Below are 12,035 nucleotides of genomic sequence, written 5' to 3' on the forward strand. Positions count from 1 at the left end.
CGACAGCCCTGATCGCCAGTCCCAGCGAACAAGCCAAACACTTCCTGTGCCTACTCGTGCGCGGCAACCAGCCAATTGTCACACCACGCGCTAGATTGCTGACTCTTCGACATCAGTCCCGACGCTGCGCAGCTCTCAGATGCGCGCCGAAGCCCCCACCGCCCCTCCCTGATCACCGGCCGAACTCGAGTCATCTCTCCCGGGGCATCCCAGAAGAAGATCACATCGACCCACACCCACGCCGCAGCTAAGAATTTAGTGCCATGCCTCTGTTGGGGCCTGCATGTCTCGACATAGGATGGATGCCCCTTCTCGACGGTGACAGCCACCATAGTTTCGTTCGGGCACGGCGGAGATTCACCGATCGCGTCCGTCGGCTCGTCGACACGCCAGACTTCGTCGGTGTCATCGCCGCGCGGCGAACGATCGAGAAACGCCCGGTATCTTCGGGCTTTCGATTTCTCCCCATTCCGGACTGGTTACCCACACGCGGACGCCGGAGACCTGCTGGACACGGCGGCCATTCGCCGCATGAGCTTGCCAATTATGGCACTTCTCTACCCAATCGCGCCCACCCGCGGAGAAGGTTGATCTCCCGACGAGTTCTCGAAGAGTGTGCTACCAAAGTGAAGCTTCCGGCGTCGCGACTGTCGTACTCTCGAAGCAGTGCGCGCAAGTTAGACCCTTGCCCACCGGGCATCAACCTCCATACCGTGCGTTTTATCGGCTCATCCATCTCCTTGGGTAAGATATCTTTATATGAACTCAAGAACACTGTCCAGCTCTAACAAAAATGGCTCATGCACACGCGCCGATTCATCACGCTGGGATATTCGCCACAAAGCCTCCTCGATTGCACTCTCACCATCGTCAAGCCTGAACACATCGAGCACATCAGCGATCGGTTCACGTTTCGAAGCTGACTGCAACTTGTCGATACTGGAACGAACGGGGCGAGCAGCTATGAAACCATCAACGAGGCTCACTAGCACTATGCCACCCCCAAGAGAATAATTGATACTTCTTCCTGGCCACAGTTGCGAAGCAACGGAAAGGAAGGCGATTCCACCTAACGCTAACACGAGAAACAAAGTCCGAGCCGGAGTTGATCGAGCACAATGTACCGCCAGCCCCACCTTTTCCAAGGTCGGACGCGCCACTGGAACACGCATTATCTGCAATTGCGGAAACCGAAATAGACGCGCCTCAGCCTCCGGCGGAACCACTGCAGCATACGCTATCATTGCAGGCGACCAAGTGAATGCCCACAGCAATAGAACACTTCCCCGCCGCATCTCCCACATGAGCCGTAAGAGCGATGACAGCGCCGACACCTCCTATCGTGAACAACACTAAGGCAACCCCATAATAGTGATTGCACAGGAGCGAACGATCCGTGACATGCGCGACGAAACAGAAATCCAGAGGAAACAATAAAGGTGACTGCTAGAGCAGCGATGGTCGATTCCGTCAGAATATTGGGCAGCTGCGATGCTTTGAGCGCCGCTCGGATCATCCACAAGATGACACACACGGCCATCACTTGACCGATGCGCAGCATCCATCGCATCCGTCCAGGGAGCGAGCTCGCTGAAATATCTTGAGTGACCTGATCAAGAACACGATGAAGCCGATCAGGCTTGGCAGCTGCACCCAGGAGCCACATCCACTGACGGCCACTTATCCTCTGGTAGATACCCGGAGATGCGGCGACCTGTGTCACCAGGTGATCAGTGACGCCGGTCTCGTCCTCAAGCTCGATCACATAAGCGGCGACTGCGGCCGCGACTTCGTGTGAAGTCAACTGGAGCAGATCGATAGCGTCCGATCGGTCGCGGTTGGCGCCCGCCACTATCGCGGTGAGGACAGAGTGTCCACCTCGTCTATGACCGCATTGGCCAGCTGATCTGTTGTTCCGTCGACGAGTCCGTCGCGTATCAACATGAGCAATGAGAGCGAAACCGGGTTCCAAATGAAACTGCCGGGCGTTGGCAGGTGTCCGTTGCCGGTCAAGGATCCAACATCTTCGACAACGTGGTTCATTCATTACTAGGGCTTGCGTCAGAAGTCATGCAAACCGTTCGTCGATTGCGGCCATGGGAACGGTGGACCGCAACGGGCGGGGGTACGTGCCTCCAGCCGGTAGCGCAGAGCTGATCATCTTCAGGCCTCGCGCCCTCAGACCCGGCCGTCAGGGTTTCGTCCAGATGGCCAGCTGTCTACTCTGAGCGGATGAGCTTCGATGATCCCGACATCACGAATCGGTAGATGTTGCCAGGCTGGCATTCAGCGCCGAGGAAGGCGTTGTACAGGACGACCTAACGTGGCAGTCCTACGTCGAGACCGACGACACAGGTGAAATAATCGTGGACGTATACCCCGACCGCAATCCCATGGGGGAAGCGGACACGCATGGGTTTCGCTATCGCGTGCAGTATCTCGGGCCAGTACCAGCAGGACCACATTCTTGATCAATTCGGTGATCACGCCCGACACGCCCAGGTGGTCATTCACCATCCGCTGAGGTCTTCGGTGGTCTATGCCGGGCTGCCCGCGATACCAGAGCAAGCCGTGCGAGCGCTGTTGAGCTTGAGGGCACGCTGTGGATCGAAATGCCGACCTTCGACCGGTTGGAGCCGGCGCCCGGCCACGAGCTCGACGCCTGGCCCTCGGACCGCGTGTGATCGGCACCGTCGTGCATAGCGGGACCCCACGCACACCGGTGCCGCGCACCTCATATACGAGCTGACGGTTCAACCGGCGAACGATCATGGTCTGCAGTACCTGCCGCAGCAGAGCGCCTCACGTTGCCGGGCGTACGTCTATTAGGTGGATTCGCTCCTCGTCCCTCGCTCGCAGGTGGCGTGCGAGTTGTTCTTCGTAGGTGGTTACGACGACCTGCCTGAGCTGTCCCTCGCCACTCGTCGCACGCGAGAGGATGTTGGCCACGCGCCGGCGGACGTCCGGGTCCAGGTGCTCGAGGGGCTCGTCGAACCAGCAGAAGTCGGCCTTTGTGGCCATCTGAGCGGCTAGCTGTAGTGCCCTGTGAGGTTGTTGACGCGGGTGATGGGTGGTTTGCCGCCGAGTGAGGTGTGGGCTCGGTGGTGGTTGTAACGGTGCAGGAACTCGGGTAGCGCTTCGGCTCGGTGGTGTGAGCTGGTGAAGGGTTGGGCGTAGGCCCATTCTTCGGCGAGGGTGCGGTTGAACCGTTCGGCTTTGCCGTTGGTTTGCGGCCGGTAGCGGCGGATGAAGCGGGCTTGGGCACCGAGGTCGGCGAGGGCGTCGCGCCAGGCGTGGGAGCGGCGGTAGGCCAGGGCGTTGTCGGTCATGACTCGTTCGATCCGGTCGATGCCCAGTTCGGCGAGAGCGGTGGCGGCGCGGCGGAGGAATCCGGCGCAGGTGGTGGCGGTTTCGTCGGGGTGGATTTCGGCGTAGGCGATGCGGGTGTGGTCGTCGATGGCGCAGTGGACGTACTCGTAGCCGACGCGTGGTGCGTGACGTGCGGCGGCGTGTTGGGTGCTGTCGCGGCCGTGGACTCGCCAGCCACCACCGTCGCGGAGCCGGCCGAGTTTCTTCACATCGACGTGGAGGAGTTCGCCGGGGCGAGCGCGTTCGTAGCGGCGGATGGGTTGTCCGGTGGGGCGGTCCAGCCAGGCCAGTTTCGGCAGGTGGTGGCGGGTCAGGACGCGGTGCACGGTGGAGGCGTGCAGGTCGAGGATGCCGGCGATGCGGGCCGGGCCCAGCCGGCGGGTCCGGCGCAGGTCGATGATCTGCTGCTCGATCTCCTCGGGAACCCGTCGGGGTGAGTGGTGCGGCCTGGAACAACGGTCGAGCTGGCCGGCTTCGCCGTGTTCGCGGTAGCGGCGGACCCATTTGTGCCCGGTCGCGCGGGAGATTCCCAGCTCGGCGGCGACATGCGCGACTGGGCGTCCAGCGATGACACGGTCGATCAGCAACCGGCGTCCGTGCAGGGTCAACCGGGCGTTACGGTGGGACACGAAGACCTCCGTTGTGTTCGGTGATGGCGTCAGACACCAGCACCACACACGGAGGTCTTCGTCATGTTCAACTCGACGCGCCGCTCAACCGTCAACAACGTCCATGGTCACTACAGCTAGCGCCCAGCCAGCTCGGCCACGACCGGTGCGAGAGCACCCGCGGCGTCGGCGCCGACCACGAAGTAGGAGAAACCGATCTCCTCGCGTCGCCGTTGGATCTCCTCCGCTGCGGCAGCGGGATCACTGGGCAGGAACGCCAGCGAATCCGCAGCTCGGACGGCCGCGGGGTCGGTGTCGGGTCCGGCCATGAACGCGGCGACCGAGTCGCCGACCACCGGGACGTGCAACGCCAGCTCCACACCGCGACGGTTGTCGAAACCTTCCACCCGTTGCGTCGTCGCGGTCCGCGTCTCGGTCTGCGGCATCACGAACGTCACCGTGTCGGCGACTTCAGCGGCGAGCGCCTGCGCCTTCGGGCCGCCCACGGCCATGACCACCGGGGTGTGCCGGTCCGGGCCGTCGAGGTCGCGCAGGGCCGTGACGACCTCGCGCACCTGGCTAGGCCGTTGACTCGCCGGGGTGGGCGGCAGACCCAGCTCGCGGAGCTGGTCGGCGATCCCGGGCCGGCCGGTGCCGATGCCCATCTCGAAACGACCCTCGGTGAGCACGGACAGCGAGTGCGCCTCCCACGCGGTGATCCACGCAGGCCGGACCGGAGACGCGTACACCCAGGTGCCCACGCGCAGACCGGTGATCGTTGCCGCCACGGCGAGCGCCGGGCCCGGTGCCGGCTGCCACTGCGGCACATCGGGCATCAAGATCGTCGAGTAACCACTGTCGGCCAGACCACGTAGCTGGTCGCGCCAAGCCGACATGTCGGTGGTGATCGGCGCGACGACTCCGAATCGCAACGGTCTGCTCTCGGGTGCCGTGTGACCCGTCATGGCGAAGCCCCTTCCCTTGCTGCCCGGCCTGGCGCCAGGCTCCATATCCTCCACGAATGGGCAACAGGGAATCCGACACGCCGTCCGGCGCGACTTCATTCATCGTCCGCGCTCCACGACATCGGCGTGGACACATGGCGGGCCGGCACGGCTCGTGGCGATCCGGGCGCGGAACGGCTGCAGCACGGGACTGTCCGGCAGTGGAGCCGTCCGCCGGTAGGACGGCGCCCGAGCCACCGCGGCCGTCCGGGGCCGCGTCGGGCGAGTGCTGGATCACCGCGGCCGAGGACGGGAAGAGCTCCTGCTGGCCGGCGCAGAACACGAAGCCGACCGCACCGCCGCGGCCGTGATCGGCACCATCCAGGGCGGTGTCACGGTCCTCCACCGAGCACCTGGAAGCCGGGCTGAACCTCTGCCTCGACCGCCCCTTGGTGTGAGCGCCGTCTTCGGCCTACTGGGCGGCCAGATCCGAAGGGTGCGTGGCCAGCGGGGTGACGTCGATGGTCATGAACGGGTAGAGCGGCAGGCCCGAGAGAATGCCGTGCAGCTCGTCGTTCGAAGCGACGTCGAAGACGCTGAAGTTGCTGTAGCGCCCCACGATCCGCCACAGGTGCACCCACACTCCCGCGCGCTGCAGCTCCAGCGCGCGGGCCTTCTCGGCGGCCACCCGGTCGGTGACGTCCAGCCCCGGCGGGATCGAGACGTCCATCCGCACGTGGAACAGCATCTCAGTGCCTTTCCAGGCGGCGCACGGCCGCCAGGTCGAGGTCGACGCCCAAGCCGGGGCCGTCCGGCAGGTGCAGCTCGCCGCCGTCGTAGCGCAACGGCGTCGTCAACAGCTCTTCGCTCATCAGGAGCGGGCCGAACAACTCGCTGCCCCACGTCACCGCCGGGGTCGTGCACGCCAGGTGCAGCGTCGCCGCGGTCCCGATCGGGCTTTCGATGGACGTGCCGGCGTGGCAGGGGATCCCGGCCGCGGCGGCGACCTCCGCGATCGCCCGCGTCGCGCGCAGGCCACCGGATTTCGTCGTCTTGAGGGAGAACACGTCGGCGGCGCGGGCTTTCGCCAGCCGCAGCGCGTCACCGGGGGTGCGCAGGCTCTCGTCGGCCATCACCGGGATCGGCAGTGCGCGGTTGATCTCGGCGAGCGCTTCGACCTCCGCGCCCGGCACCGGCTGCTCGACGAGGTCGACGCCCGCGTCGGCCAGCCGCGGCAGGTACTTGAGCGATGTCAGCAGGTCCCAGCGCGCGTTGAGGTCCACCCGCACGCTGGCCACCCCGACGAGCTTCTCGGCGACCGCGCACACCCGCGCGACGTCCTCGGCCGGGTCGAGCGCACCCATCTTCAGCTTGAAGCTGCGGTGGCCGGCGTCGAGCTTCGCGAGGGCCTCGTCGGCGACGACCGGCGCCGGTTCCGTGCCCAGCGCCCACGTCACCGGCACCGACCGCCGCACGAACCCACCCAGCAGCGTGTGGACCGGGACGCCGAGTGCGCGAGCCCAGGCGTCGTGCAGGGCCACTTCCACGGCGGCTTTGGCGTACAGGTTGGCCGCGACGACGTCGCCGAGATCACGCAGGATCCCGGCGACGTCGTCCACCCGGCGGCCGAGCAGGACCGGCGTGAAGTAGCGCTCCACGACGAGCCGCATGGTCTCCACGGACTCGCCGCCCCACCACGGGCCGCCCGGTACCACGCCCTCACCGACGCCGACGGCGCCGCCGCGGGTGTGGACGAACACCAGCAGCACCGGCTGCGCGGTCATGCCAGTGCGGGCGAAGCGGTGCGGTCGGCGCAGCGGCACGTCCAGCAGCACCGTCTCGACACGCTCGATCCCCAGGTCGGTCATCGATCCTCGTTTCGGCAGAAGAGAAGCGGGACGTCAGGCGCGTTCCAGCACGAAGTCGTACGTCGCGCGCAGCCGGCCGTCGCCGGCCGGCCGCGGGTCGAGCACGAGTTCCGGCTTGGTGGCTTCGGCGACGTCGCTGTCGAGCCACTCGCCGCCCTGGAAGTACAGCTGCGTGGTGATCGTCCGGTGGCCCGGTGCGCGCACCATCAGGTGCAGGTGGGCGGGCCGCCACGCGTGCCACCCGGCGGCGGCGATCAGCCTGCCGGTCGGGCCGTCGGTCGGGATCTGGTACGGCGCCGGCTGGACGGTCGTGATCTCGAACCGGCCCTCGCCGTTGGTCACGACGACGCCGCGCAGGTTGCCCGCCGGGATGTCCGGCGCGAAGCCCGAGTAGTAGCCGTCGTCGTCGGCGTGCCAGATGTCGAGCTCGGCCGCGGCGACCGGACGGCCGTCGAGATCGCGGACCTGCCCGGCGAACACCAGCGGTGTCCCCTTTTCGTCCGGCCGCATCGGCAAGACTGCCTGCCACGGCAGCTTTTCCTGATCCGGCAGGTAGTACGGGCCCTGGATGCTGCCCTTCGTGCCGTCCTGGGTCCGGGCGGCGACCTCCTCGACGACGTGCTCGACGAACACGTCGAGGAACAGCGGCCATTCGCCGCCTTCGCCGACGTCCATCAGCCACTGCTTCGCGGCCTGGAACTCCGGGTAGGTGACGTCGTGGTCGCGGATCGCCTGGTGCACGCCGCGCAACACGGCGCGGGCGACCTCGTCGACGCGTTCGGGCGGCACGTCGTGGGTGGTCCGTGCGGCCGCGCGGAAGGCCGCGCTGGCGGAGCTGCCCGAGCCCGCCGCGGTGGGTACGTGTTCGGTGGTGGTCATCGTGCGTTTCCTTCGTCAGCGGGAAAGGGAAGTGGCGCCGGGGTTGTAGAGGTCGGGCACGGTCCAGCCGTCGAGGTCGTACTCGGCCATGCACTGCTCGGCGAAGCCCTTCATCGCCTCGGCCGAGCCGGACTGCTGAGCGGCGAACAGCAGCTCGGCGCGCACGCCTTCGTGGTTGCCGGAGTAGTTGCGCTCGTAGAGCTCGTGGCGGCCGCCGAACTCGCTGCCGATCGAGTCCCAGATCAGCTTCATCAGCTTCACGCGCTCGACGGAGTCGTACCCGTTGGAGCCGCGGACGTACTGGTCGAGGTAGGGCCGGATCTCCGGCGAGCCGAAGTCCTTCGCCGACGACGGCAGGTAGATCAGCGCGGAACCCAGGTCCTGCATGATGATTTCGCGGATGCGCGGATAGCCGAGCGTCATGAACCAGCGGTAGGCCAGGCCGTAGTCCAGGTGCGGCAGCACGGCGCCGTTCTTCCACTCGTCCGGGTTGGCGGCCATCGCGTCCGAGAGCGCCCAGAACAGGTTGCGCCAGCCGATGACCTCGCCGACGCGGGTTTGGATGCCGCGGAAGTCCTTGGTGCCGGTGACTTCCACCCCCTTCATCAGCAGCCCGGCGATGAAGTCGAGCTTGACGGCCAGCCGCGCGACGCCGTGGAAGGTGAAGCGGTGCAGGAATCCCGAACCCGGGAAGAACGTGCTCGCCTTCTCGGCGTCGCCGTAGATGAAGACGTTCTCCCAGGGGATCTTCACCTTGTCGAGGATGAAGATGGTGTCGTTCTCGTCGAACCGGCTCGAAAGCGGGTAGTCGAACGGGCTCGCTGTCTTGTCCGCGACGTTCGAGTAGGAGTTGCGGCAGATCAGCTTCATGCCGGGCGCGCCCATCGGCACCGTGCAGACGAGCGCGAACTCGCGCTTTTTGATCGGCAGGCCGTAGTGGGCGATGAAGTTGTAGTTGGTGATGGCCGAGCCGGTCGCGACGACCTTGGCGCCGGAAACGATCAGGCCGTCGTCGCGCTCCTCTTCGACGTGGATGAAGAGGTCCTTGACGTCGTCGGGGTTGCGGTCGCGGTCCACCGGCGGGTTGATGATCGCGTGGTTCCAGTACAGGACCTTTTCCTGCGACTCGGCGTACCAGCGCCGGGCGTTGTCGGCGAAGGGCTCGTAGAAGTCGGAGTTCGCGCCGAGGGTGCCGAGGAACGCGGCCTTGTAGTCCGGGCTGCGGCCCATCCAGCCGTACGTCATCCGCGCCCACGCGACGATCGCGTCGCGGTCGGCGAACAAGTCCTCTTCGGACCTCGGCGTGCGGAAGAACGGGTGGGTGAAACCGCTGCTGCCGGTGTCGGTCGGCGCGGTGAGCACCGACTGCTGGTCCGGGTCGTGCAGGGCGTCGTAGAGGCGGGCGGTCATCCGGACCGAGTTGCGGAACGCGGGGTGCGTGGTGACGTCGTCGACCTTGTCCCCGTAGATGAACACCTCCCGGCCGTCGCGGATGGACTCGACGTATTCGTCGCCGGTCATCGGCCGGGTCGTGCGCACCTTCGCCGGCGCGTCGTGCTCTTGGATGGTCATCGGGCAAACCCTTCGTCGGTGAACGGTTCAGGAAGCGGTGGTCAAGGGGGCGAAGTCGGCGGCGCCGAACCAGCCGAGGTCGGGGCAGTCGACCGAGGCCGACCAGTGGGCGTGACCGCGCGGGCCCAGTTCGCGGAACCCGCCGGCGAAGAACAGCAACGGGTCGGCGTCGCTGGTTTCGAGGTGCACGACCTCGCCGATGACGATGAGGTGGTCACCGCCGTCGTAGAGGCGCCACGGACGGCATGAGATGGTGGCCGCGGTGCCGGTCAGCACCGGCGCCACCACTCCCTCCGCCCACGCCGGCGCCTGGTCCTGGGGCCGGCCGGCGAAGTGCCAGGCCGTGTCGAGCTGGTCCGCGGCGAGGACGTTGACGGCGAACGGCGCGCCCTCCAGGTAGCGGCAGGCCTTCGACCGGCGCGTCAGCGTCACCTGGCACAGGGCCGGTTCCAGCGAGACGGCGGTGAAGGCGTTCACCGTCGCCCCATGTGGTTCGCGCTGGTCGTTGCGGCACGTCACCACCGTGACGCCGGTGGCGAACCGGCCGAAGGCGTTGCGGATTTCGCGCTGGTCGAGCGTCATTGCCCATACCTCCTGTACGCTGTGCGTACATAATGAACGCTATGCGGACACGTTAAGGAGAGTCCCCCGGCGGGTCCGCGTTGTCAAGACGGGGTCCCCGGCACGGGTGCGGAAGGATGGAGTGATGGAGACCGACCGCGACTTCATCCAGAGCATCGAGCGGGGTTTCGCGGTGCTGATGGCGTTCGACGCCGAGCGCGCGAACCCGACGCTCGCCGAACTGGCGTCCGCGACCGGCCTGTCCCGCCCGGCCGTCCGGCGGATCCTCCTTACGCTGCAACGGCTCGGGTACGTCCGCGGCGACGGCCCACGCTGGTCGCTGACCCCGCGCGTGCTCAGCATCGGCCAGCACTACTCGGCCTCGCACGCCATGATCGAGACCGCCCAGCCGAGGCTGCTGAGCCTCGCCGAGGAGACCGGCGAGTCGGCGTCACTGGCCGCGCTGGACGGCGCCGAAGTCGTCTACATCGCCCGCGTGCCGGTGCGGCGGATCATGAGCATCAACGTCTCGATCGGCACCCGCGTGCCGGCGCACGCGACGTCGATGGGCCGGGTGCTGCTGGCCTGGGCCCCACCGGCCTTGGTCGACGAGGTGGTGGCGGCCGGGTTGCCGAGGTTCACACCCCGGACGGTCACCGACGGGGAGAAGTTCCGCCAGGCGTTGCGGACCGTGCAGGACCAGGGCTGGTCCTTGGTCGCCGAGGAGCTCGAGGAAGGCCTGCTTTCGGTGTCGGCACCGGTGCGCGACGCGAGCGGAGCGGTGGTGGCGGCGTTGGCGTCGTCGACGTCGAGTGGCCGGTCGGACGTCGAGAAGCTGCGCCAGGAGGTGGTGCCCCTGGTGGTGCGCACGGCCGCGCGGATCAGCGCCGACCTCGGGCACCGCGTCGCACCTGGCAGCGGCCGCGAAGGATTCTTCTGAGCAGTGCCGCGCCGCAGTCGCGCAAGATGCCCCGTGGCCCAGTCCGGTGGTGCGCCGTTTCGCGAGCCCCGGGTGGCTCCGTGGGCGATCCGGCTCAGCGCCCTCCGGCTGTTCGAGCACCGAGGGGCGGCCCGCCCTCGGTGGACGGCACGAATCCCGGGAAGCTCTGCTCCCGCTTGCCGAGCCAGTGCGAAATGCGCGCCGGGGCGCGGACGTAGGGATCGGGCACGCCCAGTTTGCGCGCGGCGTCCAGCGGCCAGTTCGGGTTGTAGAGCAGCTCTCGGCCGAGCGCGACCAGGTCCGCCCGGCCGTGCTCGATGATGGACTGGGCTTGGGCGGCACGGACGATGTGCCCCACGGCCATCGTCGGGCTTCCGGTCCGCTCGCGGATCTGGTGCGCGTAGGGCACCTGGTAGCCGTAGCCGGTTTCCAAGCCCGCGTACGGCAGCCCGGTGATCCCTCCGGAGCTGCAGTCGATGACGTCGACGCCGTGGGTCCGCAACTCCCCGACCAGCTCGACGGTCTGGTCGATCGTCCACTCGACGTCGACGCACGAAAGGCGGACGAAAAGCGCCTTTCCGTCCGGCCAGACCGTCCGGATGCGGTCGACGATCTCCACGAGGAACCGGAACCGGTTCTCCGTTGACCCGCCGTAGTGGTCGGTGCGCCGGTTCGCCAGCGGCGAAAGAAAGCTGTGGATCAGGTAGCCGTGGGCCGCCTGGAGTTCGAGCACTTCGTACCCCGCGTCGTCCGCCCGTCGAGCGGCGTCCGCGAAAGCCGCCACGGTCTCTTCGATGTCGCGCAGCGTCATTTCGACCGGGGTGTCGGAGCCCTCGAGTCCCATGGGGACCGCGCTGGGCGCGAGCAGCGGCCAGTCAGCGGAGGGTGGTGGCGTGCCGGGGACCCACGGCGGGTTCCGGCGCCCTTTGCGACCGGCGTGGATCAGTTGGATACCCGGCACGGCGCCACCGGCTTTGACGACCTCCACGAGCTGCGCGTAGAGCGGAACCACGCTGTCCTCCCAGAGACCGAGGTCGCCCGCCGTGCCGCGGCCGCGCCGGTCCACCGTCGTGCCCTCCTGGATGACCAGCCCCGCGCCGCCTTCGGCGAGGCGTCCATAGTGGACGGTGTGCGTCGGCGTCGGGCGACCGTCCACTCCGGAGTACTGCCACATGGGCGACACGACCACCCGGTTCGGCAGGCGCACCCCGCGGATCTCGATCGGGCTGAACAGGGTCGGCGGCATCCCGCTTCTCCTTCACTCGGCGATTGACATGCCCACACAGCGCACTTA

Annotated in this window: 10 protein-coding genes; 1 reads left to right on the forward strand and 9 read right to left on the reverse strand. The window is 67.1% G+C overall.

Translation table 11 applies throughout. The annotated features are described in order from the left end of the window. Positions 1-755: 755 nt before the first annotated feature. The 8 genes from ACERZO_RS39535 to ACERZO_RS39570 form a co-directional block, all read right to left on the reverse strand. A complete protein-coding gene (locus tag ACERZO_RS39535; RefSeq protein WP_372671129.1) occupies positions 756-1,226 on the reverse strand; it encodes a hypothetical protein in 471 nt (156 codons plus the stop codon). Positions 1,227-3,029: 1,803 nt separating this feature from the next. Continuing rightward, positions 3,030-3,998 (reverse strand): IS481 family transposase, encoded by a 969-nt coding sequence (locus ACERZO_RS39540; RefSeq protein ID WP_372671230.1) that lies wholly within the window; start codon positions 3,996-3,998, stop codon positions 3,030-3,032. Between the two features lie 116 nt (positions 3,999-4,114). Next, positions 4,115-4,909 (reverse strand): LLM class flavin-dependent oxidoreductase, encoded by a 795-nt coding sequence (locus tag ACERZO_RS39545; protein ID WP_372671130.1) that lies wholly within the window; start codon positions 4,907-4,909, stop codon positions 4,115-4,117. A 484-nt stretch (positions 4,910-5,393) separates the two neighbouring features. Continuing rightward, complete coding sequence (locus ACERZO_RS39550) at positions 5,394-5,669, reverse strand: muconolactone Delta-isomerase (protein WP_372671131.1); 276 nt, start codon at positions 5,667-5,669, stop codon at positions 5,394-5,396. A 1-nt stretch (position 5,670) separates the two neighbouring features. After that, entirely contained in the window at positions 5,671-6,789 is a 1,119-nt protein-coding gene (locus ACERZO_RS39555; protein ID WP_372671132.1) for a muconate/chloromuconate family cycloisomerase, read from the reverse strand. 33 nt (positions 6,790-6,822) lie between these two features. Further along, positions 6,823-7,668, reverse strand: a complete 846-nt coding sequence (gene catA, locus ACERZO_RS39560; protein WP_372671133.1) for a catechol 1,2-dioxygenase — start codon at positions 7,666-7,668, stop codon at positions 6,823-6,825. A 15-nt stretch (positions 7,669-7,683) separates the two neighbouring features. After that, the gene (locus ACERZO_RS39565; RefSeq protein ID WP_372671134.1) at positions 7,684-9,240 is read right to left on the reverse strand and encodes a 4-hydroxyphenylacetate 3-hydroxylase family protein; all 1,557 of its coding nucleotides are present in this window, start codon (positions 9,238-9,240) and stop codon (positions 7,684-7,686) included. A gap of 27 nt (positions 9,241-9,267) precedes the next feature. Beyond that, positions 9,268-9,822: a flavin reductase family protein gene (locus ACERZO_RS39570; protein WP_372671135.1), complete on the reverse strand. Its 555-nt coding sequence runs from the start codon at positions 9,820-9,822 to the stop codon at positions 9,268-9,270. A gap of 124 nt (positions 9,823-9,946) precedes the next feature. On the opposite strand from ACERZO_RS39570, the gene ACERZO_RS39575 reads away from it, so the two are divergent. Then, positions 9,947-10,741: an IclR family transcriptional regulator domain-containing protein gene (locus tag ACERZO_RS39575; RefSeq protein WP_372671136.1), complete on the forward strand. Its 795-nt coding sequence runs from the start codon at positions 9,947-9,949 to the stop codon at positions 10,739-10,741. Between the two features lie 94 nt (positions 10,742-10,835). Here the strand turns inward: ACERZO_RS39575 and ACERZO_RS39580 are convergent, their stop codons facing one another. Continuing rightward, the gene (locus tag ACERZO_RS39580; RefSeq protein ID WP_372671137.1) at positions 10,836-11,987 is read right to left on the reverse strand and encodes an oxidoreductase; all 1,152 of its coding nucleotides are present in this window, start codon (positions 11,985-11,987) and stop codon (positions 10,836-10,838) included. Positions 11,988-12,035 lie beyond the last annotated feature (48 nt).

It is taken from the genome of Amycolatopsis kentuckyensis (assembly GCF_041679295.1).
Classification (GTDB): domain Bacteria; phylum Actinomycetota; class Actinomycetes; order Mycobacteriales; family Pseudonocardiaceae; genus Amycolatopsis; species Amycolatopsis kentuckyensis_A.